The organism is Halorubrum rutilum, assembly GCF_042665015.1.
Taxonomy (GTDB): Archaea; Halobacteriota; Halobacteria; order Halobacteriales; family Haloferacaceae; genus Halorubrum; species Halorubrum rutilum.
The window spans coordinates 50696-76697 of record NZ_JBHTBL010000001.1 but is presented as its reverse complement, the minus strand read 5'-3'; the positions used below and the strand labels follow the sequence as shown (position 1 = coordinate 76697).

General features: G+C 71.7%; 24 protein-coding genes and 1 tRNA gene. 9 read left to right on the top strand and 16 right to left on the bottom strand.

The annotated features are described in order from the left end of the window. Positions 1–172 precede the first annotated feature (172 nt). From ACFQMF_RS00415 to ACFQMF_RS00390, 6 genes are all read right to left on the bottom strand, one after another. Entirely contained in the window at positions 173–571 is a 399-nt protein-coding gene (locus ACFQMF_RS00415) for a hypothetical protein (RefSeq protein ID WP_256407839.1), read from the bottom strand. A gap of 34 nt (positions 572–605) precedes the next feature. Then, positions 606–1769 carry a DUF7118 family protein gene (locus ACFQMF_RS00410; protein WP_256407840.1) on the bottom strand — a complete coding sequence of 388 codons (1164 nt, stop codon included), beginning with the start codon at positions 1767–1769 and terminating at the stop codon, positions 606–608. Then, complete coding sequence (gene hisI, locus ACFQMF_RS00405) at positions 1769–2176, bottom strand: phosphoribosyl-AMP cyclohydrolase (RefSeq protein ID WP_256407841.1); 408 nt, start codon at positions 2174–2176, stop codon at positions 1769–1771. The genes ACFQMF_RS00410 and hisI overlap by 1 nt, the downstream gene beginning before the upstream one ends. Before the next feature lie 65 nt (positions 2177–2241). Beyond that, positions 2242–2610, bottom strand: a complete 369-nt coding sequence (locus ACFQMF_RS00400; protein ID WP_256408415.1) for a GNAT family N-acetyltransferase — start codon at positions 2608–2610, stop codon at positions 2242–2244. 179 nt (positions 2611–2789) lie between these two features. Beyond that, positions 2790–4184, bottom strand: a complete 1395-nt coding sequence (locus tag ACFQMF_RS00395; RefSeq protein ID WP_256407842.1) for a DUF92 domain-containing protein — start codon at positions 4182–4184, stop codon at positions 2790–2792. 453 nt (positions 4185–4637) lie between these two features. Beyond that, on the bottom strand, positions 4638–5417 hold the full coding sequence (locus tag ACFQMF_RS00390; RefSeq protein ID WP_256407843.1) for an HAD-IIA family hydrolase: 780 nt from the start codon (positions 5415–5417) through the stop codon (positions 4638–4640). A gap of 142 nt (positions 5418–5559) precedes the next feature. Between ACFQMF_RS00390 and ACFQMF_RS00385 the strand changes: the two genes are divergently transcribed. Together ACFQMF_RS00385 and ACFQMF_RS00380 are read left to right on the top strand one after the other, a co-directional pair. Further along, the gene (locus ACFQMF_RS00385) at positions 5560–6333 is read left to right on the top strand and encodes a GTP cyclohydrolase III (protein WP_256407844.1); all 774 of its coding nucleotides are present in this window, start codon (positions 5560–5562) and stop codon (positions 6331–6333) included. Positions 6334–6517: 184 nt separating this feature from the next. Continuing rightward, a complete protein-coding gene (locus tag ACFQMF_RS00380; protein WP_256407845.1) occupies positions 6518–6754 on the top strand; it encodes a hypothetical protein in 237 nt (78 codons plus the stop codon). 34 nt (positions 6755–6788) lie between these two features. On the opposite strand, the gene ACFQMF_RS00375 is transcribed toward ACFQMF_RS00380, so the two are convergent. Continuing rightward, positions 6789–6995 (bottom strand): hypothetical protein, encoded by a 207-nt coding sequence (locus ACFQMF_RS00375; RefSeq protein ID WP_256407846.1) that lies wholly within the window; start codon positions 6993–6995, stop codon positions 6789–6791. Between the two features lie 132 nt (positions 6996–7127). Between ACFQMF_RS00375 and ACFQMF_RS00370 the strand changes: the two genes are divergently transcribed. From ACFQMF_RS00370 to ACFQMF_RS00355, 4 genes are all read left to right on the top strand, one after another. Next, complete coding sequence (locus ACFQMF_RS00370) at positions 7128–7958, top strand: SDR family NAD(P)-dependent oxidoreductase (protein WP_256407847.1); 831 nt, start codon at positions 7128–7130, stop codon at positions 7956–7958. A 105-nt stretch (positions 7959–8063) separates the two neighbouring features. After that, entirely contained in the window at positions 8064–9668 is a 1605-nt protein-coding gene (locus ACFQMF_RS00365; RefSeq protein WP_256407848.1) for a heme-binding protein, read from the top strand. Between the two features lie 67 nt (positions 9669–9735). Continuing rightward, complete coding sequence (locus tag ACFQMF_RS00360; protein WP_256407849.1) at positions 9736–10200, top strand: universal stress protein; 465 nt, start codon at positions 9736–9738, stop codon at positions 10198–10200. A 66-nt stretch (positions 10201–10266) separates the two neighbouring features. Continuing rightward, positions 10267–11565, top strand: coding sequence for a DHH family phosphoesterase (locus ACFQMF_RS00355; protein WP_256407850.1), 1299 nt, complete (start codon positions 10267–10269; stop codon positions 11563–11565). 27 nt (positions 11566–11592) lie between these two features. On the opposite strand, the gene ACFQMF_RS00350 is transcribed toward ACFQMF_RS00355, so the two are convergent. Both ACFQMF_RS00350 and ACFQMF_RS00345 read right to left on the bottom strand, forming a co-directional pair. After that, entirely contained in the window at positions 11593–12186 is a 594-nt protein-coding gene (locus ACFQMF_RS00350) for a DUF7411 family protein (protein WP_256407851.1), read from the bottom strand. Beyond that, on the bottom strand, positions 12187–12537 hold the full coding sequence (locus ACFQMF_RS00345) for a DNA-binding protein (protein ID WP_256407852.1): 351 nt from the start codon (positions 12535–12537) through the stop codon (positions 12187–12189). 147 nt (positions 12538–12684) lie between these two features. Between ACFQMF_RS00345 and ACFQMF_RS00340 the strand changes: the two genes are divergently transcribed. Next, the gene (locus ACFQMF_RS00340) at positions 12685–13791 is read left to right on the top strand and encodes a 60S ribosomal export protein NMD3 (RefSeq protein ID WP_256407853.1); all 1107 of its coding nucleotides are present in this window, start codon (positions 12685–12687) and stop codon (positions 13789–13791) included. 503 nt (positions 13792–14294) lie between these two features. On the opposite strand, the gene ACFQMF_RS00335 is transcribed toward ACFQMF_RS00340, so the two are convergent. Together ACFQMF_RS00335 and ACFQMF_RS00330 are read right to left on the bottom strand one after the other, a co-directional pair. After that, on the bottom strand, positions 14295–14486 hold the full coding sequence (locus ACFQMF_RS00335; protein ID WP_256407854.1) for a DUF7317 family protein: 192 nt from the start codon (positions 14484–14486) through the stop codon (positions 14295–14297). A gap of 322 nt (positions 14487–14808) precedes the next feature. After that, the gene (locus tag ACFQMF_RS00330) at positions 14809–16722 is read right to left on the bottom strand and encodes a helicase C-terminal domain-containing protein (protein WP_256407855.1); all 1914 of its coding nucleotides are present in this window, start codon (positions 16720–16722) and stop codon (positions 14809–14811) included. A gap of 105 nt (positions 16723–16827) precedes the next feature. Between ACFQMF_RS00330 and ACFQMF_RS00325 the strand changes: the two genes are divergently transcribed. Beyond that, entirely contained in the window at positions 16828–18891 is a 2064-nt protein-coding gene (locus ACFQMF_RS00325; protein ID WP_256407856.1) for an AMP-dependent synthetase/ligase, read from the top strand. A gap of 40 nt (positions 18892–18931) precedes the next feature. On the opposite strand, the gene ACFQMF_RS00320 is transcribed toward ACFQMF_RS00325, so the two are convergent. From ACFQMF_RS00320 to sucC, 5 genes are all read right to left on the bottom strand, one after another. Then, positions 18932–20242, bottom strand: coding sequence for a tRNA (N(6)-L-threonylcarbamoyladenosine(37)-C(2))-methylthiotransferase (locus tag ACFQMF_RS00320; protein WP_256407857.1), 1311 nt, complete (start codon positions 20240–20242; stop codon positions 18932–18934). A gap of 111 nt (positions 20243–20353) precedes the next feature. Beyond that, positions 20354–20671: a helix-turn-helix domain-containing protein gene (locus ACFQMF_RS00315; protein WP_256407858.1), complete on the bottom strand. Its 318-nt coding sequence runs from the start codon at positions 20669–20671 to the stop codon at positions 20354–20356. A 102-nt stretch (positions 20672–20773) separates the two neighbouring features. Further along, the gene (locus ACFQMF_RS00310) at positions 20774–23575 is read right to left on the bottom strand and encodes a GAF domain-containing protein (RefSeq protein ID WP_256407859.1); all 2802 of its coding nucleotides are present in this window, start codon (positions 23573–23575) and stop codon (positions 20774–20776) included. Between the two features lie 130 nt (positions 23576–23705). Beyond that, a complete protein-coding gene (gene sucD / locus ACFQMF_RS00305; RefSeq protein WP_256407860.1) occupies positions 23706–24575 on the bottom strand; it encodes a succinate--CoA ligase subunit alpha in 870 nt (289 codons plus the stop codon). Further along, positions 24572–25717 carry an ADP-forming succinate--CoA ligase subunit beta gene (gene sucC / locus ACFQMF_RS00300; protein WP_256407861.1) on the bottom strand — a complete coding sequence of 382 codons (1146 nt, stop codon included), beginning with the start codon at positions 25715–25717 and terminating at the stop codon, positions 24572–24574. The genes sucD and sucC overlap by 4 nt, the downstream gene beginning before the upstream one ends. Positions 25718–25917: 200 nt before the next feature. On the opposite strand from sucC, the gene ACFQMF_RS00295 reads away from it, so the two are divergent. Then, positions 25918–25992, top strand: a tRNA-Val gene (locus tag ACFQMF_RS00295). Positions 25993–26002 lie beyond the last annotated feature (10 nt).

The window sequence follows — 26002 nt, the reverse complement described above, 5'->3', positions numbered from 1 at the left end:
CGCGAGCGACCGAGGACCGCAGCGAGCGTGCGCCCGCCTCACGGCTGGGGCTTTGGAGGTGTTCACCGTCTATCTGTAGTTAGCTGTTTATAAGCGAGCGACTGGGGCTCTACCGACGTTCCCCGCGTCGTCGACAACTTACAAATGGTCGACAGCGACACCGAAGCTCAGTTCATATCGCCGTCACCCAGGCCCGGTACCCCTCGTCCAACTCGTACACCTCGCGGAACGCGCGCTCGACGAACCCCGCCACGCGGTTCGCGTCCGAGCGCGCGGTGACGACCGCGTTCGTCCCCTCGGCCTCCTCCGGGCTGACGAGCTCGTCGATCCGGAACTCGGGGAACTCGCCGAGCAGCGCTTTCAGCCGGTCCAGCTCGTCGTCGGTACAGTCCAGAATGAGCTCCGTGCCCGCGAGCTGGATCCACGGCGGCACCTCGCCGCCCTCGGTGACGTCGCTGTCGGGGTCGACGTCGACGGTCATCACGTCGCTCGACCGGGTCCGGTGGGCGGTCGCCGCGTCCGCGAACAGCCGCAGCCGCTCGTCCTCGGTGGCGGCGTCGAATCGGGTCATACCCGCACGTCCGCGCCGCCGACTGTTAAAAGCGCTACTCCCGCTCCGTCTCCGCCAGCACCTCGTCGACGACGTCGAGCGTGCGCTCGGCCTCGCGCACCCGGTCGTCGACGGCGCCGGTCCGCACCAGCTCCAGCTCCGACTCGTCGAGCGCGTCGCGCACCTCGGCGGCGCGGCGGAGCCGCTCGTACGCCTCGTCGCGCGCGAGGTCGCGGATATCCCGCAGCGTCGCGACCGTCTCGTCGCCGGCGACCCGCGAGACCAGCGGGATCAGCTCGTCGATCTCGTAGGCGAGCTCGTCGCCGGCGGCGGGGGGCCAGTCGAGCGTCAGCGGCTCGCCGTCGAGCCGCTCGACGTACGTGCGATGGACCGCGACCGCCGTCCGGAGCGCGCCGGGGTCGTCGACGTAATGCTCCAGCTTGGAGTTCGAGTAGTCCGCGTACTCCAGCAGGGTCGGCAGCGGCTCCTCGCCGGCCGCGTGCTCCACGACGTAGTCGGCGAGATCGGTCGGCGGCACGTCGACGTCGACGAAGGGGGTGGCGTCCGCGCGGTCGAGGAACGCGAAGACCTCGCGGGCCGACGCCGACTTGTAGAAGTCGTCGAACGCCTCGCGGACCGCCTCGTTGTACGCCTCGACCGGCTCGCGGAGGCGGTCGACGTCGGCGTCGAGGTCGGCGTCCGCCATCGCCGCGACCTCGCGGAGCTCGTCGAGCCGGGCGTCGAGCTCCTTGCGCGCCCGCCTGGCCTCCTTGCGGGCGATCCGGTAGTCGTCGAGCGCCTCGTCGCGGTCGGCGAGCAGGTCGACGTACTCCCCGGCCGGGTCGAGCGCCTCGCGGGCCGCCGCGAAGTCCGACTCGGAGAGCCGCTTCTTGTCGACCGCCTCGTCGGCGGCCGCGAACGCCTCGGCGGCGAGCGCGTCGTCGGCCACGTCGACCGCGTTCGCGAACTCGCCCTCGAACCGGACGTAGGCCTCGAAGTCCCCGCTGCCGACCGCGTCCTCCTCGTACTGGTCGAGCACGCGGTGCGCCCGTCGGTAGGTGTCCGCCGCGGCCTCGACGCGCTCGCGGCCGAGGTCGGCGATCCGGTCTTCGAGCCGCCGGAGCTCGTCGTACCGCTCGCGGAGCCTCGCGGCCGCCTCGCCCGCCTCGGCGACCGGGTCCGAATCGGCCGTCGACCCGCTCGCGACGGCCCCCCCCATCAGTACACCTCGTCCGGGTCGAAGACGCGCTCCCCGACGTTCTCGCCCTCGATCGTCCGGTGGAAACAGGAGCGGTGGCCCGTGTGACACGCCCCGCCGGTCTGGTCGACGAGGTACAGCAGCGCGTCGGCGTCGCAGTCGACGCGCACCTCCCGGACCGCCTGCGTGTGGCCGGAGGAGCCGCCCTTGTGCCACAGCTCCTCTCTGGACCGGGAGTAGTAGTGCGCCTCGCCCGTCTCGCGGGTGCGGTCGAGCGCCTCCGGCGAGACGTACGCGAGCATCAGCACCTCCCCCGAGTCGGCGTCTTGGGCGACCGCGGGCACGAGCCCGTCCTCGCCGAAGTCGACGTCGATGTCGTCGCTCTCGTTCCCGCCCGCCCCGCCGGCTCCCGCGTCGGCGTCGCTCATGTCTCGCCCGAAGCGCGGGGGTCGAATAGTCCTTTTGTCTGTCCGATTTCGGAACGCGACCCGTCCTACTCCCGGCGCAACACCAGCGCGTCGCCGTCGGCGTACGCGTCGGGGCGCCGGTCGACGACCTCGAAGCCGAGCCCGTCGTAGAGCGCGAGCGCCGCGTCGTTGTCGGGGTGCGCCTGCAGCGTCACCGGACCGGTCCCGTCCCCGACCACGGCCGAGAGGAGGCCGCGGGCGCGTCCCTCGCGTCGGTAGTCCGGGGCGACGACGAGCTCGGTGACGTGGACGCCCGGCCGGTTCGGGGCGTCGACCGGGAGCAGGTAGCCGACGGGCCGCCCGTCGGCGACGCTCACGAGCGCGGACCCGACGGCGAGCCCGTACTCCAGGAGGTCCGGGTTCGGTTGCCGGAGGAACGACTGCAGCTCCCGGATCCGGTCGGCGTCGGTCGGACGAGCGGCGCGGACGCGCGGGTCCGGAGCGGGGAGGTCCTCGTCGGGCGGGTCGGGCGAGCCGGACGCCTCGGACGCCTCAGACGTGCCGGACGCCTCGGACGTGCCGGACGCCTCGGACGCCTCGTTCCCCTCGTCCTCGCCGTCGCGCGGCGTCGGACTCACAGCAGAGTCACCCCGAGCGCGACCGCGACCGCCGCCCCGGACAGCGTCGCGAGGAAGTTCACGGCCTGGTTGCCGACGCGGTCGCCCTCGACGACCGCGCCGAGCACGCTGTCGACGGTCATCCCCGCGACCCCCGCCAGGACGACGACCCCCCCGCCGACGGCGAGGTCGCCGACCGGCATCCCGACCGCGGCGATGCCGCCGACGACGAGCGCGCCCGTCAGGCCGGCGAGCTCGCCCTGCCACGTGATCGCGCCGTCGGTGCCGGGCTCGACCCGCCGGAGGGTGGTGACGAGCCGCGGCCCGTCGAACAGCCCGCCGATCTCCGAGGAGAGCGTGTCGGCCATCGCGGTGGCGGTCGCCCCGGCGAAGGCGAACGCGAAGGGGGCCGGGGGGAGGGCGACGTGGGCCGTCGCGGCGTAGCCGACGAGCGCGACCAGGGCGACCGCGGAGTTCGCTAGGACGTTGCCGGTGCCGCGGGCGCCCTCGTTCTCCTGGGCGACGCCGCGGGCGGCCTTCTCGTCGAACCGGTACTTCGAGGCCAGGCCGCCGACGGCGTAGAAGGCCATCAGCGTGAGGAACCAGCCGACGCCGCCGAGCACGACGGCGAGCAGCGCGGAGAGCACCCCGGTGAGCATGCCGGGGACTGAGGCGGTCCCGAGCGCGAACGAGACGTAGCCCAGCGCGGCGGTCACGCCGAGCCCGAACGCGACGAGGGGGACGGTGACGGTCGGGTCGAGCGCGACGAACCCCCAGACCGCGAACGCGACGAGGATCACCGTGATGTGGGCGTCGCGGGAGAACACCAGCGACCGCACGAGCGCGGCGGTCAGCGCGGCCACCGACGCCAGGAAGACGAGGTCGGGGAACGCCGTCGCCAGCGACGAGGCCGTCCCCGCGAGGTCGAGGCTCGGGGCGGGGACGGGCCCGCCGAGAGCGAGTCCGCCGGCGTCGCCGAGGAGCTCGGTCTGGACCCGCACCGCGACCTGTCCGGCGAGGGCGGCGAGGGCGCCGACGCCGACGTAGCCGGCGACGAGCGGGAACTCGTCGGTCGAGCTCCGGCCGACGAACTCCCGGCCCAGCCGCCCGCCGCCGACGGCGAGCGCCGCCGCGGCGAACGCCTCGTACGGGAGCGGCGCGCGGGGGAGCGAGGCGAACAGCGCGAGGCCCGCGGCGGCGACCGAGAAGGCGACGAGCCCGTACAGCCGCTCCTCCTCTCGGTCGCCGGGAAGCGCGAGCGTCTCGAACCACTCGCCCTCCCGGATCCCGAAGAAGGCGAGGCCGGCGACCGCGAGGAAGGGGACGACCGCGGCGTCGCCGAGCGTCGGCGCGAGGGCCGCGAGCGCGGCCACGCCGGCGAAGGTACTCGCCCGTCGGAGCCTCCGTATCACGGCTTCGGCTACCCGGGACGAGCACTTAACGGTCCCGACACCGGCCGGCGATCGCGGCCCCGATCGGCGCCGGTCGGCCGCGAGGGCGGTGTCGGGTCGCCGACGCGATCGGTCCCGGACCGCCCACCGAAGCGGTCCCGGACCGCGGGCGGTCAGTAGCGGTACTCGTTGAACCGGACCGCGTGCCCCTCGATGACGCGCACGGGGCGCTCCGGGTCCTCCTCGTCGTCTCCGGTCGCCTCCTCGTGGGTGTCAACGTCACTCATACCGGTCGGGAAGCGGCCGTCCGGAGATAAACGTTCGCCACGGGGCGGAACTGTCGGCGGCGGCGAGAGCCGCCGAGACCGCAGGATCGAGGCTTCCTGAGAACGCCGAACCGGTGGTTTCCGGAGAACGCCGGACCTCCGGAGAACGCTGGCACGTCTCGTGACCGCGCGCGGCGGACGACTCCGATCAGCCGACGACGCGGTCGATGTCGCCGAGGTCGTCGAGCACGTAGTCCGGGGTGACGTCGGCGGCGGCGATCCGGTCCTCGTCGGTGACGCCGGACCTGACGAGCACGGTCGTCATCCCCGCGCGCTCGCCGAGCGCGACGTCGGTGTTCAGGCGGTCGCCGACGACGAGACACTCCTCGGGCGGGTAGGGGAGCCGCTCGCGGACCATCTCGATCGCGGTGTCCGACGGCTTCCCGAGGACGGCGTCGGGCTCGCGCTCGGCGACGCCGGCGACGGCGTTGATCACCGCCCCCGAGCCGGGCACGTCGCGCTCGGGCGCCGGGATCACCACGTCGGGGTCGGTACCGATGAACGGGATGTCCCGATCGAGCGCCCACAGCGCGGTACAGAGGTCCTCGTAGTCGAACTCGCGGTCGATCGAGGCGACCAGGGCGTCGGCGGCGCCGACGTCGTCGGTGGTCGAGAGCCCCGCGTCGGCGAACTGTTCGAGCAGCCCGGCCTCGCCGATACAGAGCAGGTCGTCGTCGGCGTGGTGCTCCCGGAGGTACCGCGTCGTCACCGTCCCGGCCGTGAACACGCTGTCGGCGTCGACGTCGTACCCCGCGGCACCGAGCCGGTCGACGTACGCCGGCGGCGCCTTCGTCGGGTTGTTCGAGACGAACAGCGTCTCGATCCCGGCCTCGCGGAGCCGCCGGTACCCCGCCGGCGCGCCCGGGATCGGATCGTTGCCTCGCACGACCGTGCCGTCCACGTCGAGGACGGCGCCGCTGAACCCCATGTCCGTCCTCGGGGCCCCACGGCCGTAGTGGTTCCGGGGCGACGGCCTCCCCGCCGGGGCCCGAGGTTCCCAGATACGGTAACGGTTTCACCTTCGGGATAACGGAAGCGTAAAGCGGCGCGACTCCTTATCGGAGTTTACTGTGACGACGACCCAGGTGACCCTCGTCCAGATCGACAACTACGGGCCGTGGACGACGACGCCGGAGCCGCGCCGGGAGATGGACCTCCAGACGCTCCAGTCGCGGCTCTTCGCCGACGTCGCCCAGTTCGTCGGCCACCGCGACGCGTACGTCTTCTTCACGCGCTTCGACAACATGATCGCGGTGACGAACGGGGTGGACGGCGCGGCCCACGCGGCCCTTCAGGAGTCGATCGGGAACCGGTATCCGGTGAGCATCAGCCTCGGCACCGCGGTCGACGAGCGACCGGTCGACGCGCTGGAGGCGGCGAATCGCCAGCTCCAGGTGGAGGGGAGCGCGCAGGACGAGCACCGGACCGAGGTGCTCGCCGGCGAGTACCTCACGGAGACGACGCCCTCCGACCTCCAGGTCGCGCACTTCGACGTCGTCAACGCGACGGGGAAGTACACCGACCGGCTCAACGAGTTCGACACGTTCATCAACATCGAGCGGGCGTACGGCTCCCTCATGCGATACCTCCGGGAGCGGCACGGCGCGCTCTCCTTCTTCGTCGGCGGGGACAACATCGTCTCCGTCTGTCCCGACCTCCCCGAGCGCGCGTTCGCCGACGCGGTCGCGCACGTGAGCGAAGACGTCGAGGTGGAGCTACAGGTCGGCGTCGGTCGGGGCGCCTCCGCCCACGAGGCGGGCTTCGCCGCCAAACACGCGCTGGAGGACTGCCGCCACGACGGGACGAGCGTCGAGCTGTTCGGCGCCCCCGCCGCCGGCGACTGAATCGAGTTCGAAGCGACGGCGACTGAATCGAGTTCGGGGTGGCGACCGAGCGGAGATCGGAGGTGGCGACCGAGTGGAGATCGGGGAGGACGACGTCCGAGCCGGAACGAACGATCCGATCGTTATCGAACGTGATAATTGAGTCTGTATATTTATATATGTCAACTCGGTATCCTCCGGCAACATGTCCGATGCAATAGTGTTCGTCTGCACGGCGGACGGCTGCGACGAGGGGCCGTGGGAGGGTTCCCACGACGCGATGGCTCACTGCGCCGAACACCCCGACCACGGCTACACCGGGCGACCGCGGAGCGAGGTCGGCGGCGACGCGGTGATCCCGGCGACGGCGACCCGGGAGCGCGACAACCGGAACCTCCAGCACAAGGGTCATCCCAAGGGCGCGCTCGCGAAGAACGACTGAGCCGACCCGAGAGCGGCGGTCGGTTTCGCTTCGTCTACGCCTCGTCGAAGAGCCCGAGGTCCTCGGCGACGAGGTCGGCGAGCCGGTCTTTTAATGCGGGGTCGACCTCCGCGATCTCCTCCCCGTCGTGTTTCCCGTCGTTGTGTCTGGCGAGCGCGTCCGCCACGTCCGAGAGGGGGACGCTGGTCTCCGTCTCGCACTCGGTGCAGACGATCGGGACGGACGGTTCGTCGGTGGACATACGTCGGGTAGTCGCGGGTCGGCGGTATATGCCTTCGGGGCGCGAGCCGCGCCGCCCGCCGTCGGTTCCCGAGGCGACTCGGCGGCGGATTGAACCGTCAGCGTCACCCGTCCCCGGTCGCTACCGGGAGCCATGCGCGTCCTCGTGACCGGAGCGGCGGGCGGGATCGGCGGCGGCGTCGTCAGGACCCTCGCGGCCGCCGGTCACGACGTGATCGGGATCGACCGCGACGCCGACGGGCTGGCCGCGCTCCCGGAGGCGGCGGAGACGCACGCCCTCGACCTGCGCGACGGCGACGCGGTCGCGGCGCTGCTCGCGGACCGCCCGCTCGACCGCGTCGTCTCCTGCGTCGGCGGGTACGAGATCGCGGCCGTCGAGGACACCTCCGTCGACTCGTTCCGCCGCCAGCTCGACACGAACCTGACCGCGGTCCACACCGTCGTCCGGGCCGCGCTCCCGTCGGTCCGCGAGCGCGGCGGCCGGATCGTCCTCGTCGGCTCGATGGTCGGCTCGACCGCGCTCCCCTACCACGGCGCCTACAGCGCCGCGAAGGCCGGGCTGCGCGGGTACGCCGACGCCCTCCGCCGCGAGGTCGAGCCGCACGGCGCGACGGTGGCGTTCGTCGAGCCCGGCCCGGTCCCGACCGGGTTCAACGAGCGCGCGGCCGCGGGGCTCGCCGAGCGGAACGCGGAGGCGGGCGCCGACGACTCCCACGCCGACGGCCCCTACGCCGACGCCTACCGGGCGTTCGAGGGGTACGCGCCCGCCGCGACCGACGTGGAGACCGTGGTCGAGCGCGTCGTCGAGGCGGCCACGGTCGACCGACCGCGGGCCGTCTACCGGGTGAGCCGCCGCGCGCGCTGGCTCCCGCGGCTGGCGGCGGTGCTCCCCGACCGGCTGTACGACCGGCTGGTCCGCGCCGGGCTCCCGGGCGGGGTACTCGGACGCCTGATCGATCGGTAGCGGCGACGCCCCGGCGGCCACCTCCCGTCGCTCTCGGCCGGTCGCCAGCCGTCGCTCTCGGCCGCGACCCGCAAGCCCCTAAGCCGCGGGGCTCCAAGCCGGCGTATGGTCGAGGCACCACAGACCGAGGAGGGGTGGTTCGCGCTGCACGACTTCCGGTCGATCGACTGGGACGCGTGGCGCGAGGCCCCCGAGCGGGAGCGACGCCGAGCGATCGAGGAGGGCGAGGCCTTCCTGCGGGACCGCGAGCGCGTGGCCGACGCCGACGAGGGGGACTCCGGGCTGTTCTCCGTGGTCGGGCACAAGGCCGACCTCCTGTTCGTCCACTTCCGGCCCTCGCTCGATCACCTCTCGTCGATCGAGCGTCGCTTCGAGGACACGGCCATGGCGAGGTTCACCGAGCGGACCACCTCGTACGTCTCGGTGACCGAGGTCTCCGGCTACGTCTCCGACGAGTACTTCGAGGACGGTCCGGAGGAGATCGACGAGGGCCTCCGCCGGTACATCGAGGGGAAGCTGACCCCGGAGATCCCGGACGACGAGTACGTCTGCTTCTACCCGATGAGCAAGCGCCGCGGCGAGGAGTACAACTGGTACGACCTCGACTTCGAGGACCGCGCCGAGCTCATGGCCGGCCACGGCGAGGTCGGCAAGGAGTACGCCGGGAAGATCAAGCAGGTGATCGCCTCCTCGGTCGGCCTCGACGACCACGAGTGGGGCGTCACGCTGTTCGGAGCGGACCCGACCGACATCAAGGACATCGTCTACGAGATGCGCTTCGACCCCGCCTCCTCGCGCTACGGCGAGTTCGGCGACTTCTATATCGGCCGGCGGTTCCCGCCCGCGGACCTCGGCGCGTACCTCGCCGGCGAGACGGTGCCTGCGGGGGAAGCGGACGGGGAGGACGCGCACGCGGGTCACGCCCACGGCGAGGGCAATCACCACGGCGACGACGGCCACGGGGGCCGCGGCGAGGGGCGCGACCGGGCCGGCGCCGGCGGGGGCTCGGCGCACGGCGACCACCCGCACGGCGAGGAGGCGGCGAGCGGCGAGGGCGACCACCCGCACGGCGAGGAGGCGACGGGCGGCGAGGAGGCGACGGGCGAGGGCGACGACGGCGTCTCGGACGAGGCGATCCGCGGCGAGCTCGCGGACCTGGACATCTACGCCGGGAAGCCCCACGGCGAGGACGTGTACGCGACCGTGCTGTACAGCGAGGCGGACGTCGACGAGCTGTTCGACGAGGTCGAGGGGCTCCGCGGCAACTTCGACCACTACGGCACTCACGTGAAGACGGCCGTGTACGAGGGCCGGCACACCGACCGGGCCGCCGTCGTCTCGATCTGGGACACGGCCTCGGCCGCCGAGACCGCGGCCGGCTTCCTCTCGGAGCTCCCGGGGATCGTCGCGCGCGCCGGCGAGGAGTCCGGCTTCGGCACGATGGGGATGTTCTACACCGTCAAGCCGGACTACCGCGAGGAGTTCGGCGACACGTTCGACGAGGTCGGCGAGATCCTCGCGGAGATGGACGGCCACGTCGAGACCGACCTGATGAGCAACGTCGAGGACGAGAACGACATGTTCATCGCCAGCCAGTGGGCGGCGAAGGAGGACGCGATGGCCTTCTTCGGCTCCGACGAGTTCCGCGAGACGGTCGAGTGGGGCCGCGAGGTGCTGGCCGACCGACCGCGGCACGTCTTCCTCGCCTGACCCCCGAGGGAAGTTGTCCCGCCGCCGACCGCCTGTTTTTAATTACCGCCTCGGCGAACGGAGTCGTATGTTCGATACGATCGTGGTCGCGACCGATGGCTCGGAGAGCGTGCGCCGGGCGGTCGACGTCGCGGTCGACGTCGCCGCGCGCTTCGACGCCGAGGTCCACGCCGTCTACGTCGTCGACGAGGGCGAGGTCGAGTCCACGCCCGACGAGGTCCGCGAGGACCTCCGCGACGCCCTCGACGACCACGGCGAGGCGGCGCTCGAAGCGGTCGCCGACGCCGCGACGGCGCGCGACCCCGAACTGGACGTGACGGCCGAGGTGCGCGAGGGGCGGCCGGCCGCCGAGATCTCGGGGTACGCACAGGACGTCGACGCCGACGTCGTCGCGATGGGAACGCGCGGGCGACACGGCGAGAACCGGTTCCTCATCGGCTCCGTCGCGGAGCGCGTCGTGCGCACCTGCCCCGTCCCCGTGCTCACCGTGCGCCAGCTCACCGACGAGGACCCGCGACGGACGACGATCTGAGGCCCCGCGACCCGGAGCGAGGCGTTCGACCGGCGGAGTTTTCCCGCTCCCGCTCGGGTCGACGATATGGACGACGACCTCATCGACGAGGCGGGGATCCCCCGCTCGCGGTACACGCGGCTGCCCGGCAAGGGCTTTTTTTACCCGGACTCCCTGGACGAGGAGCGCGCCGAGCGGCGGGCGAAGGAGGCGATCGAGGGGAGCGAGGCGGTCGTGATCGCCGACGGCGACGCCGACGGCCTCGCCTGCGCGGCGATGGTCCGGGAGGCGTACGACGCCGCCCTCGACGTCGCCGACTTCGAGGCGGCCATCGCGGCGCGGCTCGCGGAGGGGGCGGACGACGAGGGAGCGGCGGACGGTGAGGACGACGACGACGCGGCGACGGGCGACGAGGGCGACGAGAGCGATGAGGACGACCCCACCGCCGACGCCCACACGCGCTCGCCGGTCGGACTGGTCTCGGCCGGCCCGTACTCGCTCGACACCTCGCTCGAACGCGTGCTCGCGTACGCCGACGACGATATCGATCTGTTCGTCTGCGACCTCTGCCCGGACGAGTACGAGTGGATCGCGGAGCCGCTGGAGGCGCTCGCCGAGGAGGCCGCCTCGATCCGCTGGTTCGACCACCACCAGTGGGACGACGAGACCGCGGCGGCGGTCCGCGAGCTCGGCGTCGACCTCGTGATCGGCGACTCCGACGAGGAGTGCACCGCCGACGTGGCGCTCCGCTCGCTGGACCACGACTTCGACGACCGGTGGACCGAGCTGGCGGCCGTGACGCGCGACCACGACCTCTGGATCAAGGAGGACCCGCGCTCCGACGACCTCGCCGACTACTCCTACTGGGCCGGCGGCGAGGAGTACGCGACCGTCGTGGGCGCGTACGGCGCCGACCCCCCAGAGACCGTCGAGGCGTTCGTCGCCGACCGCCGCGTGGAGAAGGAGGCCCGGATCGACGCCGCCGTCGCCCGCGCGGTCACCCACGACGTCGGCGCGTGGAGCGTCGCGGTGACGTACGGGCGCTGCTCGCAGAACGAGGTCGCGGAGGCGCTCCGCGAGGCCGGCGCCGACGCCGCGGTGATCGTCAAGCCGGCCGGCTCGGCGTCGATCCGCGGCTCGGAAGGGTTCAAACACGCGCACGAGGTCGCCGGGAAGGTGAACGGCGGCGGCCACCCGCAGGCCGCCGGCTGCAAGCCGGAGATCTACGACGACATGCTCGACTACGCCCAGCACTGGACGACCGAGGGACAGGCCTGCAAACGGGTCATCCTCGCGGCGTTCGAGGCGGTCGCCGAGGAGGTCGCGGCGGCAGACGAGAGTGACGAGGTCGGCGAGGGCGACGAAGAGACGGACGACGGGGAGTAAACGAGCGACTGCGGGGCGGACGCCCCCCTAGTCGTTCCGGCCGTGGACGTACGTCTGGTCGTGGGCCGGGAACACGTCGTCGACGGCCGCCGCGCCGTGCTCCTCGGCGATGAGGGTCCGGAGCTCGTCCTCGTAGTCGGCCTTCGGCACCTCCTCGCTCGGGCCCTGCTGGACGTCGAACGTCGCCTCGACGAGGCGGTCGACGGCGTGGCGCCCGAACCCCGACAGCGGGGAGATGTAGTCGACGCCGTGGCGGTCCTCTAGGCTCTGCGCCTGTGCGCGCGAGACCGTCGGCACCCGGTCGTCCCGGCGGGTGCCGTCGGCGATCGCGTCGACGTCCCGCCCCGCGATCGCCTCCAGCGCGTGTTCGTGGACGCGCTGGATCCCGTTTCGAGGGTAGCCGTCGGCGAGCATCGTCTCCGCCGCCTCCTCGGCGACCGCGGGGTCGAGCTCGACGCGCTCGAAGGGGAACCCGAGCTCCGCGGCCGCCCGCTCGGCGTGCTCCCAGTCGTCGGTGAGGCCGAAGCTCCCGGTGACGCAGCGCACGTCGTAGAACCGGTCGAGCAGGTGGGCGGCGAGCGAGGAGTCTTTCCCCCCGCTGTACAGCAGCGCGAGCTCCATCTATCGCCGCCGGATGTCGAAGCTCTGCTGGTCGGGCTGGAGTTCCTTCAGGAGGTCGCGCATCTGGTCCTCGTCGATCTGTCCCTGGATCCGGCCGCTCTGCGCGAGCGCCGCGACCTGCTGTTTCACCTTCTCGCCGAACTCCGGCTTCGACATCGCGACCGCGTTGAGCCGCTGGCGCGCGCCGTCCGTGAGGTACTGCTTGAGCACGGCCTCCTGCTGGGCGTCGGCGCGCTCCTGCGCCTCGCGCTGGGCCTCGGCGTCGCCGCCGCCCTGCTGGCGCTCGCGGAGCTCCTCCATCTTCTTCTCTCGCAGTTCCTCCAGCCGTTCGTCGTCGGGGTTCTCGCTCATACGAGCCCCTTCACGGTCCGCGCGAAAAACGATTTCGGAGGGGTCGGCGGCGCTCGCGCGACGGCGACCGGTCCGAGTGGCGGCGACGATCCGGGGATCGCCGCCGGTCCGCGTCGCTTAAACGCCTCCTCGGCGTAGCGGTCGGCAATGAGCGAGTCGCGGGAGTTCTGTCCGCGGTGCGGCGGTTCGGTCCCGGAGCGGCGCGAGCCGCTCCCCGGCGAGCCGCGCGGACGGGACGCGCTGCTTTGCGACGACTGCTACTTCGAGGACTTCGACCTCGTCGACGCGCCCGACCGGATCGAGGTGCTGGTCTGTTCCGGCTGCGGCGCGGTCCGGCGCGGCGAGTCGTGGCGCGACGTCGGCGCGCGCGACTACACCGACGTCGCCGTCGACGAGGTCGCGGAGGCGCTCGGCGTCCACGTCGACGCCACGGACGTCGAGTGGGGCGTCGAGCCCGAGCAGGTCGACGAGAACAACGTCCGGATGCACTGCCGGTTCTCGGGCGTCGTCCGCGGGACGCTCCGGTCCGCGGAGGTCACGGTCCCGGTGAAGATATCGCGGGGGACCTGCGACCGCTGCGGGCGGATCGCCGGCGGCTACTACGCCGGCACCGTGCAGGTGCGCGCGGACGAGCGCGACCTGACGCCCGCAGAGCGCGTCGAGGCGCTCGACATCGCCGAGTCGTACGTCGCGGCCCAGGAGGCCGACGGCGACCGCGAGGCGTTCGTCACGGAGGTGAACGAGACCGACGACGGCCCCGATATCAAGCTCTCCTCGAACCGGCTCGCGCAGAACGTCGCGACGCGGATCACCGACGCGCTCGGCGGGAGCTTCGAGTCGTACCCGACGCTCGTCACCGAGGACGGCGACGGCAACGAGGTGTACCGCGTGACGTTCGCGGTCCGGCTCCCCCGGTACGCAGAGGGCGAGATCATCGACCCCGAGGACGGCGACGGTCCCGTCTTGGTCACGGGCGTCTCCGGGCGCCTGCAGGGCGTCCGCCTCGCCACGGGCGCCGAGTACGCCTCCGAGTTCGCGGACGGGGCGGCGCCCGACGCGGCCCGGCTCGGGACTCGGGACGACGCCGCGGAGACGACGGTGGTGACGGTGGAAGACGAGAACGCGATCCAGGTGCTCGACCCGGTCACCTACGAGGCGAAGACGGTGCCGAACCCCGAGTTCGTCGACGGCGAGGCCGACAGCGTCCTCGCGTTCGAACACGAGGGCGAGGTGCACCTCGTCCCCGAAGAGTAGCCCGTCCGCGGTGCACCGGTATGTAGACCCCCGAGCGACTGCGACATCGAGTTATGGAGATACGGTGCGGTGGCGCGTGCCTGCGAGCGGGCCATCGGCCCGCGAGCAGCACCGCGCGAGGGAGCCCGCGGTCGCCGTCGGCGACCGCGGCGAGGCTGGGGAGGTGCGAGGCTGCGGTGCGGGGCGGTCGAGCGGGAATCGAAGGGGCAGCCGGGAGGCGGGGGCTTTTGGCGGTGTTCGCCGCAGGATCAGCAATAACGTACAGCCGAGCGGCTGGGGCTTTTGGCGGTGTTCGCCGCGGAGCCGCCGACCGCTTATAAATTACCGACCGCGACACCCCGATCCGGCGTCTAAACGACCGAGCAACCGTGCCGACGCGCGTACCCCGCTCTCGATCGAGGAGCGACGTTCGGTGACCGACGTCCCGACGAGGATAGCGCTGTGAAACGGCAGAAAATCAGATCCGAACGGTCAAACCCCGCGACTCCGCGCGTCGCTTCCGATCAGTCGGCGTGGACGGACCGCTCCTCTCCGAGCGCGGCGGCGCGCTCGGCGTCGGTCACGTCGATGCCGCGGCGCTCCAGCTGGTCGACGAACTCGGCCTCGCCAAGCCCCGCCTGCGCGGCCGCCTGGGAGAGTGTCAGCGTTCTCGCACCGTACAGCGTCAGCGCGCTCCGGAGGCCCTTCGTTGCCATACCTACGATAGGCCCGTGAAGGTTTATGAAGGTTACTAATTGATTGAGGTTCCTGATACACCTTATACGATATATATTGACGGACGATCAGATCGGTGGCGTATAACCACTACCGACGACGGCCCGCAGGAATTATGTCGCTCTGTGGCGCAGGAGGGGTATGGACAGACAACAGATCTTCGCGCTGTTCTTCGCGTTCCTCATGGTGAGCTCCATGGCCGCCTGGGGCATCTCGGTGCTGTAGGCGCCGCCTCTGTGACGCGGCCGGCGCGTCGCCTCGCGAGACGCCGCGAGCGAACCGCGACGCGACCGCCGCACCGATTCAGCTGTCGCCCCAGACGTCGGAGAGCGGGTGGTCCTCGCGCCGGTCGGCGTCGGTCTCTGAGCGCGTCCGCGTCCCGTCGGCGTCGCCGCCGGCTCCGGTCCCGAGGCTCGCACTCGTCGTCTCCGTCCCGCTGTTCGCCGTGTCCCCGGATCCCCCGGAAGCGGAGCCGCCGCGCCCCGAGGCGGTCCCGGCACTACCCGCGTGCTCCCGTCCCGCCCGCGAGGGACCGGACGGGTCGGCGTCGATCCCGGCGAGCGCGGCGGCGGGGTCGAAGTCGGGGAGGTCGGGCGTCGTCATCGCGTCGATCTGGTCGCGGAACCACGGCGGCGTGTCGGCCCGCGCCCGGTCGAAGAGGTCCAGCAGGGAGTCGTCCGCGAGGTACGTCGCGCCGTGGTCGTCCGGCGACCGAACGACGCGGCCGCACGCCTGTATCACGGTCCGGAGCGCGGTCCGGTGGTACCACGCCCACTGGTCGTCGGCGAGCCGGCGGGCGACGCGGGAGTCGTTCGTGTTGCGGTACGGGGCCTTACACACCACCTGCCAGCGGCACAGATCGCCGTTCAGGTCCAGCGCCTCCTCCATCTTCACGGAGACGAACACCTCCGGGTCGTCGCTCGCCTTCCACGCCGACAGCTCGGCGTCCCGGTTCTCCCGGCCGTGCCGCCTGACCCGCGCGGCGACGCCGAACTCGCCCAGCAGCTCGGTGATCCGCCCGGCGATGTCGTACGAGTGGGCGTGGATCAGTCCCTTCTCGTCCGGGTGTTCGGCCATCAGCCGGACGATCAGGCGGGCGATCTCCGGCACCGTCTCGTCGCGGTCCTCGTATGTCATCGACCCCCGCGTCACGTCGTACAGCGGGCGGTGTTCCAGCGGGAACGTGTGGGGGACGTCGACGAGCGCGACGTCGGCGGGGTCGAGGCCGATCCCGCGGCAGAACGCCTCCTTCGAGAGGATGGTGGCGGACAGCAGCGCGAAGCGGTTCCCGCGGTCCCACACCGTGTGGCGGAGGTAGCGGGCCGGGTCCAGCGGCTTGATCGCGAGCGGCGACCCCTCGCCGCCGGACTGGTCGACGACCCACGTCGTCGGCGAGTCGAGGTCGCGGTAGTCCTCCAGGAACCAGCCGAGCTCGCCGATCAGCTCCTGCAGGCGGTCGCGGCGCGCGACCTCCTCGCGGTCGAGCTCGGGCCGCCCGGTCAGCTCGTCTCGCGCGCGCTTCGCGACGTCGCGGAGGGAGGCGACGAAGCGGGCGGTGCGGTTGAGCGCGTCCGCCTCCGGGCCGGCGTCGGCCTCGACGTCGGGAACGCTCACGTCGTCCCAGACGGGGACGCGCTCGGGGGAGAGCTCGATCGTCGCGTACATCTCCGCCCACTCCGCGAGCCCGTGCGCCTCGTCGATCACGACGACGTCGCGCTTCCGGAACACCTCGGAGCCGGCGGTGCGCATGAAGTAGGCTAACGTCAATGCGGCGTAGCGGTTTCCGGAGGCGATCGCGCGGTCGGAGAAGTACGGGCACCGGTGTTTCACGGAGCAGTCGAACCCCTGCTCCCGCGCGCAGGGCGCGCGGTTCACCGGCGTGTCGTGCTCGCCCGGAAGGATGCAGTCGTAGTTCGACTTCCCCCGAATGACCGCCAGGTCGTCGAGCAGGTCGTCGGCCTCCACGTCGTCGATCTGCGACACCTGCGGCGTCGTGTAGTAGGCGCCCGTCGCCTCGCTCGGCGCCGTCTCGTCGACCGTCGCCGCCGCGCCCATCACCGCTCGCGCGAGCAGCGACTTCCCGCTGCCCGTCGGCGCGCGCACCAGCACCACGTCGTTGCCGGCGGCGAACGCGTCGCGGATGTCCGCGAGCGCGCGCTCCTGCGCGCCGCGGAAGCTCGGGGCGGGGAACTCGGCGGGGATCCGGTCGGGGTCCACAGGGGTCCCTCGCCCCCTCCCGGGATTAAACCCTCGCGTTCCGGCACCCCGACGTAAATTCGAAACGACCAGACCGTTTATACCGTTCCGGCGGGTCGGAGGGGTATGCACTGGCGGGAGGCGGAGCGGGCGTTCGCGGACGAGGTCGTCGCCCGCGAGACGCTTCCGCGCACCTTCGAGCGGTCCGCCGAGCGCAACGCCGACCGGACCGCTCAGCGGTATAAGGGCGGACCCTACGACCGGTCGCTGGTCGCGGAGGGTGTCCTCCCGGCCGCGCTCAACGGCGAGTACGCCGACGTCACCTACGCCGAGATGCGCGGTCTCGTCCGCCGGCTCGCCGCGGGGTTCCGCGAGCTCGGCGTCGACGGCGGCACCCGGGTCGCCCTCTACGCGGAGACGCGGATGGAGTGGGCCCAGACCGACTTCGCGGCGCTGGCCGCGGGCGCGGTCGTGACGACCGTCTACGCCTCCTCGTCGTCGGACCAGGTCCGGTACCTGCTGGAGGACCCCGGCGCGACGGTCGTCGTCGTCGGGGACCGCGAGCTCCTCGACGAGGTGCTCGCCGTCGCCGGCGAGCTCTCGCGCGACCTCGACGCGGTCGTCTCGTTCGACGACGTCGACGTAGGGGAGGTCGACTTCGGCGGCGACGGCGACGATGTCGATACCGCCCTCGGCGCCGACGACGTGTACACCCTCGGCGAGCTCCACGCGCTCGGCGCCGACGCGTTCGACGAGGCGGCCTACGAGGGGTGGCTTAATTCGACCGACGTCGACGACCTCGCGAGCCTCATCTACACCTCCGGGACGACCGGGAGGCCGAAGGGCGTCCGGCTCACTCACGCGAACTTCCGAGCCAACGTCACCCAGTGTTACCGACGGTTCGCGGACCGCCCGGACCGCGACCCCGGCGTGCCGGGGATCTCCGCCGAGTCGACGACGCTATCCTTCCTCCCGCTCGCGCACGTCTTCGAGCGGCTGGCCGGCCACTACATGATGTTCGCGGCGGGCGCGACGGTCGGGTACGCCGAGAGCCCGGACACGCTCCGCGAGGACTTCGGGCTGGTGCGGCCGACGACGACCACGAGCGTCCCGCGCGTCTACGAGAAGCTGTACGACGCGATCCGCGAGCAGGCGGGCGAGTCGGCGGTGAAAGAGCGGGTCTTCGAGTGGGCGGTCGCGGTCGGGCGAGCCCACCACGAGGCCGACGACCCGGGCGCCCTGCTCGACGCGAAGCGCGCGGTCGCCGACCGGCTGGTGTTCTCGTCGGTCCGGGAGGCGCTCGGCGGGAACGTCGACTTCTTCATCTCGGGCGGCGGGTCGCTGTCCGCCGAGCTGTGCGCGCTGTACCACGCCATGGACCTCCCGATACTGGAGGGGTACGGGCTCACGGAGACCTCGCCCGTCATCAGCGTCAATCCCCCGGAGGCGCCGAAGGTCGGCACCATCGGTCCGCCGGTCGCCGACACCGAGATCGCGGTCGACGGGACGGTCGTCGGCGAGGCGACCGCCGACCTCGCGGGCGAGACGGGCGAGCTGCTCGCGCGCGGCCCGCAGGTGACCGACGGCTACTGGGAGCGGCCGGAGGCGACCGCCGAGGCGTTCACCGAGCCCGACCGGCTTCCCGAGGGGGTCGCCCTCGCGGGCACGCCGCCGGAGGAGCGCGGCGGCGACCCGGACGCGCCGTGGTTCCGCACTGGCGACGTCGTCCGGCTCCGTCCGGACGGGTACGTCGCCTTCCGCGAGCGCGCTAAGCAGCTGCTCGTGCTCTCGACCGGGAAGAACGTCGCGCCGGGGCCGATCGAGGACCGGTTCGCCGCGAACGAGTTCGTCGAGGGGTGCGTCGTGCTCGGCGACGGCCGGAAGTTCATCTCCGCGCTCATCGTCCCGAACTTCGAGCGGGTGGCGGCGTGGGCGGACGCGCGGGGCGTCGACCTCCCCGACGATCGGAAGGCAGTCTGCCGCGACGAGCGGGTCCGCGGACGGATACGGGCGGAGGTCGACCGCGTCAACGAGGGGTTCGAGCCGTACGAGCGGATCAAGCGCTTCCGGCTCGTCGAGGAGGAGTTCACGGAGGCGAACGACCTGCTCACGCCGACGATGAAGAAGAAGCGGCGGAACATCCTCGACCGGTTCGCCGACGAGATCGAGATGATCTACGCGGAGACGTGAGCGGCGCGTTCGGCGGGGGCTCCGTTCGCTTGTCGCTCGGTCAGTCGTCGCCCAGGACCGCTCCCGCGTCCTCGACGCCGGCGGGGCCGGACCCCGCCTCGTCGACCGGATCGCCGAACGCGTAGACGGTGTTGTGGCCGGTCACCTCGACGTCCAGGAAGTCGCCCACGTCGACCCCGCGTTCGGTCGCGTTCCGCACGATGATCTGGCGGTACGCGGAGTCGCGGCACTTCACGGAGTCGCCGGTGCCCTCCTCAACGACGAGCACCTCGAACGTCTCGCCGACCATCGACTCGTACGCCTCGCCGACGACCTCCATCTTCAGCTCGGACATCGCCTTCGAGCGCTCCTTTTTCACTGTGCCGCCGAGTCCCTTCATGTCGGCGGCGTCGGTGCCGGGGCGCTTCGAGAAGCGCGTGACGTTGATCTTCTCCGGGCGGACCTCGGCGAGCAGGTCCATCGACCGCTCGTGGTCGGTCTCGTCCTCGGTGGGGAAGCCGACGATGAAGTCGGTCGAGAGCGTCCAGTGGTCGAGCCGGTCGTCGAACGTCGCGACGACCTCGCGGAACTTCTCGACGCGGTGCTGTCGGCGCATGTCTTCGAGCACGTCGTCGGAGCCGGACTGGACCGGCGCGTGGATGAAGTCGTACAGCTCCTCGTTCGCGGCGAACACGTCGGCCAGCTCCTCGTGGATCCCGTGGATGCCGCCGGGGTTCGCCATCCCGAGCCGGACCCGGAACTCGCCGTCGATGTCGCAGATGCGGTCGAGCAGTTCGGGGAGCTTCCGATCCCCGTCGTCCCAGCCGTAGACGCCGGTGTCCTGTCCCGTGACGCGGATCTCCTTCGCGCCGGCGTGGACCAGCGCGCGGGCCTTCTCGACGTTCTCCTCGACCGGCGGGGAGTCGACCCGCCCGGTCGCGAACTTCGTGATGCAGTACGAGCAGTTGCTCATGCAGCCGCGAGCGATGGGGAGGAGCCCGACGACGCCGTCGAGGACGGGCTCGGCGTCGGGCGTGGTCGTCGGGCACTCGCCGTTGAGCGCGTACGTCGGCACCTCGTCCCAGTGGAGGATCTCGGCGTCGATCCCGGCCTCCTCGAAGGCCTCGCCCTGCGCGAGCGCCATGCAGCCGGTGACGACGAGGTCGGCCGCCGTCTCCTGGAGCTCCTCGGCGCGCCGGAGCATGTTCCGCTCCGTCTTCTCGACGACCGTGCAGGTGTTGAGGATGGCGACGTCGGCGTCCTCCGGGCCGTCCGCCGGGCGGTGGCCGCCGTCGCGGAGCGCGCGCTCTATCTCCCGGCTCTCACCCCGGTTCGAACTGCAGCCGTAGGTTTCGATGTGATACGTCGCCATCGAGTGGGCCCACTACCGGTCCCGCGGGCAAAAGCGCGACGGATCGGGGGCGGGCCGGGAGCGGATCGGATGTAAAAGGAGCGGATCCGGCCAGGTCGACGGCGACCGCCGTCAGTCCTCGGCGACCGCGGCCGCCGTGGGGGCCTCGGCGTCGGGCTCCGAGGCGGCCTCGGGCTCGGCGTCGCCCGAGCGCTCCGACTCGGGGACCGGGGCGTACACCGACCGGCGGGCGTCGCGGGGACAGAGCCCCTCCTCGACGAGCCCGACCTCGGTGAGCTTCTCGACCGCGAAGCGGACGGTTCTGGTGGAGAGGCGCGTCTCCTCGGCGAGCCCGGTCTGGTCGAACCGGCCCTCCTCGTCGAGGACGTAGTAGACCAGTTTGGCGCTCGGCGGGAGCGGCTCGAGCAGCTCGCGGGCACTGTCGTCCATACCTCGTCTACACGGGCGAGTCGGGCATAACCGTGGCCCGGGTGTGTACCCGCACCGCACAGCTCCCCGTTATTTTATATACCACGTCGTCGCGACGGGCCGTCAGTCGTCCGTGCGGAACTCGAACCGCGCCCCGTCCGCGTCGTCGATCGTGAGCGTCCAGCCGTGCGCGGCCGCGATCTCGCGGACGATCGCGAGCCCGAACCCGGTGCCGCGCGGGTCGTTCGAGGTCCCGTATTCGAGCGCCTCCTCGGGGTCGACGTCGAACCCGTCCCCGTCGTCCGCGACGAAGAACCCGTCCGGGAGCGCGCCGACCGTGACGGTGACTTCGCGGCCGGCGTCGGCCGCGTCGTCGTCGGGCTCCGCCCGACTGCCAGTGGAACCGTGTTCCACGCTGTCGCCGGACTTCGTCCGGCTGTCAGTGGAGCCGTGCTCCACGCTGTCGTCGGGTACCGCCCGACTGCTAGTGGAACCGTGCTCCACGCTGTTCGCGAACAGGTTCTCCAGGAGCGTCCGCAGGCGCTCCGGGTCGGCGTCGACCGCGACGGAACCGTCGGGCGCGTCGAGCGCCGCGCCGGCGGTGTCGACGGTGCGCCACGCGGTCGCCGCCGCCTCGGGGAGGTCGACCGACTCGAGGTCGTCGACGGTCCGGCCCTGCCGCGCCAGCGCCAGGAGGTCGTCGATGAGCTGGCTCATCCGGTCGTGGGCGTCGCCGACGCGGTCGATCTCGTCGAGCGCGTCCGGGTCGTCGACGGACTCCCGCACGAGTTCGAGCCGGCCGGCCGCGACGTTGAGCGGGCTCCGCAGGTCGTGGGAGACGAGCCCGGCGAACTTCTCCAGTCGGTCGATCTCGCGCTGGAGCGCGTCGTCGCGGTCCCGGAGCTGCGCCGTGCGCTCGGCGCCGTCGAGCGCCACGGTGACGTTGGCCGCCAACACCCGCGCCAGCTGCGTCGCCGTGTCGTCGAAGAACCCCGGTTCGCGCGAGCCGAGCGGCATCACCCCGTGGTCGCCGAGCGGGACGACGAGCAGGCTCCGGTGGTCGCCGTAGCCGACCGGGGTGTCGACGTCGTCGAGGTCGTCGACGCGGATCGGCTCGCCGGTCTCGAACGCCTCCCATATCCGACCGTCGCCCGGGCCGAACGCGGGGCGCTCGCCCAGCGCGGCGGTCGCCTCCTCGCTGATGGCGGTCGGCAGCAGCTTCCCCGCGTCGGGGTCGTACAGCCGGACGCCGCTGCTCGGGAACTCGAGGATGTCGATCGCGGCCCGCGTCGCGAGCTCGGCGATCTCCTCGCGGTCCTCGCCGCGGAACATCTCGCGGGTCGTCTCGTGGAGGCGGCGGAGCGTCCGCTCGACCCGCTTCTGCTCGCCGATGTCGGCGTAGACGCTGTAGACGACCGTCTCCTCCGGGCGTCGCACGGGGATCACGTGCAGGATGAAGTCCCTGATCCCGTCGGTCGTGCGGCGGCGCACTTCGAGGCGGGGCGTCTCCTCCGCGTCGAGGATCGCCTCGGGATCGGGGGGGTCGGCGTCCTCCAGAACGATCCCCTCGCGGATCTCGCGGTAGCCGTGGTCGGCCGTCGAGTAGCCGAACGTCCGCTCGAACGCCTCGTTCGTGGCGTCGAGGCGACGCTCGCCGTCGCCGAGCGCGACCGTCCTCGCGGCCGGCAGCGGGAGGTCGTCGAACAGCGCCGTCAGCCGGTCGCGCTCGGCCCGCAGGGCGTTCTCCGTCTCGATCTGGTCGATCGCGTCGGCCGCGTGGGCGGCCAGCAGCTCCGCGAACTCGATGTCGCCGTCGTCGAATGCGGCGTATCCGTCCGAGACGGCCTGTACCACGCCGTACGATCCGATCGGGACGCTGATCGCCGACCGGACGTCGTCGGCGACCGGGTCGGCGACCGCGCTCCCGTCGGCCCGGTCGGGGTCGTCGAGAGGGTCGGAGCCGTCGAAGGGGTCGGAGCCGTCGAAGGGGTCAGAGCCGTCGAAGGGGTCAGAGCCGTCGAAGGGGTCAGAGCCGTCGAAGGGGTCAGAGCCGTCGAGTCGGTCGGGGTCGCCGAGGCGGTCGGAGTCGCCGGAGGGACCCGCGCCCGGGCGGTCGCAGTTCTCCGGGTCCTCCAACTGGTCCGGGTCGGCGGGGTCGACGCTGACGTTGTCGACGACCATCGTCCGCCCCTCGGCCGCCGTGGTGCCGACGACCCCCTCGCCGACCTCGAACGCCCGGACCTCGTCGTCGGTGACGCTCTCCGAGAGCGCCGCGGGGACGAGCAGGTCCCCCTCGCGGCGGGCCGTGACGCACCGGTCGAACTCCAGGACGCCCTCCGCGGCGGCGACGGTCCGCTCGAACACGTCGTCGACGCGGTCGCAGGCGGCGACGTCCGTCGCGAACTCGTGGAGCGCGGTCACCTTCGCGTTCACCTCGCGGAGGTCCCGCTCGGCCCGGCGTCGCTCCAGCGCGTTCGCGACGCTGTTCGCGAGCATCTCGTACCGGTCCCGGCCGGCGCCCTTCTGGAGGTAGTCCGTCACGCCCGCGGAGATCGCCTCGCTGGCGATCTCCTCGGACCCCTTCCCCGTGAACAGCACGAACGGGATCCCGGGGTCGACCGCGCGGACGTCGGTGAGCAGTTCGAGCCCGTCGCTGCCGGGCATGTCGAAGTCGCTGACGACGCAGTCGACGCGGTCCGTCTCGACCGCCGCGAGCGCCTCGTCGGGGGCGGTGAACGTGACCGTCTCGATCCCCTCGACCAGCCGCTCGACGTGGGTCGCCGCGAGGTCGGCGGCGCCGGGCTCGTCGTCGACGAAGAGCACCCGTCGGGAACCGCCGCCGGCCGGATCGGATCCGCGGAAGGCGTCGGCCTCGGGGGAGTCGCCGGCGCCCCCCGAGTCGGCGTCCCCGGAAGCGGTGTCCATGGGTGCCCGTCACGCCACCGGTAATTTTACCTTACGCTCCGATGACCAGGACTGAGAACCGGAACGCCCCGGGTCGGAGCGAGGCGGCGTCGGTCCCTCTCGGGCATCCCGACGCCCCGGGGGTCGCCGACTACAGGAAGTCCTCGACGTGGTCGGCGACCTCTTCGGGGGTGTCGCCGACGGGGACGCCCGCGTCGTTGAGCGCGTCGATCTTCGACTGCGCGGTGCCCGTGCCGGAGCCGGAGACGATGGCGCCCGCGTGGCCCATCCGCTTGCCCGGCGGCGCCGTGCGCCCGGCGATGAAGCCCGTGACCGGCGTGTCCATGTGCTCGCCGATGAACCTCGCGGCCTGCTCCTCGTCCTCCCCGCCGATCTCGCCGCACATCACGACCGCGTCGGTCTCCGGGTCGGCCTCGAACGCCTCTAGCGCGTCGACGAACGAGGTCCCGATGATCGGGTCGCCGCCGATGCCGATGGCGGTCGTCTGCCCGATGCCGCGCTCGGTGAGGTTGTCGACGACCTGGTAGGTGAGGGTGCCGGAGCGGGAGACGAGCCCCACGTTGCCGTCGGCGAAGATGTTGCCGGGCAGGATGCCGAGCTTCGCCTCGCCGGGCGTGATGATCCCCGGGCAGTTCGGGCCGAGCAGCCGCGTGTCGGTCTCCGAAAGGCGCTTGTTCACCTTCGCCATGTCCTGGGTCGGGATCCCCTCGGTGATCGCGACGGCGAGGTCGAGGTCGGTGTCGAGCGCCTCGAAGATCGCGTCGCCCGCGAACGCCGGCGGAACGAAGATGACGGACGCGTCGGCGTCTTCGGCCTCCACGGCTTCGTCGACCGTGTCGTAGACGGGGACGCCGGCGACCTCCTGGCCGCCCTTGCCGGGCACCGCGCCGGCGACGACGTTCGTGCCGTACTCGATCATCTGGCCGGCGTGGAACTTCCCTTCCCCGCCGGTGATCCCCTGGACTACCACCCTGGTGTCGTCGTCGACGAAAATGCTCATTGGGTCACCTCCTCGGCGTTCTTCACCGCACGCTGGACCGCCGCCTCCAGCGTCTCCTCGACCTCGATCAGGTCGGTGTTCAAGATCTCCATCCCCTCCTCGGCGTTGGTCCCGGCGAGCCGGACGACGACCGGCTTCGGGATCTCGTCGAACTCCGCGAGCGCCTCGTTGATCCCCTTGGCGACCTCGTCGCCGCGGGTGATCCCGCCGAAGATGTTGAAGACGACGCTGTCGACGTTGGGGTCGGAGAAGACCATGTCGAGCGCCTGCGTGACGCGCTCGGCCTTCGCGCCGCCGCCGATGTCGAGGAAGTTGGCGGGCTTGCCGCCGTAGTAGTCGACCAGGTCGAGCGTCGTCATCACGAGCCCGGCGCCGTTCCCGATGATGCCGACGTTGCCCGAGAGGCGGACGTAGTCGAAGCCGTACTCGCCGGCCTTGCGTTCGAGGTCGTCCTCGTAGGACGCCTCGGCCATCTCCGCGAGGTCGGGCTGGCGGAACAGCGCGTCCTCGTCGATGTTCATCACGGCGTCCGCCGCGACGACGTCGCGGTCGCCCGTGATCATGACGGGGTTGACCTCGATCTCGGAGGCGTCGTTCGACTCGTAGAGGTCGTACAGCGTCGAGAGGATCGAGGCGACGTCGAGCGCGACGTCGGCGTCGACGCCGGCCTCGTAGACGACCTTCCGGGCCTGGTACGGGTGGAGGCCGAACGCGGGGTCGACGTGCTCGCGCGCGATCGCATCGGGGGTCTCCTCGGCAACCTCCTCGATGTTGACGCCGCCCTCGGTCGACACCATCAGGACCGGCTCGCCCGCGCCGCGGTCCATCGTGACGCCGACGTACAGCTCGTCCACGAAGTCGACGCCGGCCTCGACGAGCACCGAGTCGACCGTGTAGCCCTTGAGGTCCATCCCGAGGATCTCCTCGGCGTACCGCTCGGCCTCGTCGCGGTCGGTCGCGATCTTGATGCCGCCGGCCTTGCCGCGGCCGCCCACGTGGACCTGCGCTTTGATCGCCGCGGGGTAGCCGATCTCGTCGACGGCGTCGAGGGCCTCCTCGACGGTCGTCGCGAGCCGGGAGTCCGGCACCGGGATCCCGGCGTCCGCGAAGATGGTCTTCGCCTGATGTTCGTGTAGTTTCATCCGTCTCGAACGGGGACCGATAGCGGCTTAAATGGTGTCGATTCGGCGCGAGCGGGAGGACACAGCCCCCGTGCGGACGGACCGGATGTGGGGTCGGAGACACGCGTTCTCGGACCGGTAATTGGCCGAAGTCGTTGGGTTCCGGTTGCAACGTCGTAAGATAACTCTTAAGTCCGGAGGTCGGGTACCTCGATACGAGCGGGTTGGTGGTCTAGCCAGGTTATGACGGCTCCTTCACACGGAGCAGGCCGGCGGTTCGAATCCGCCCCAACCCATCCGCTTTCC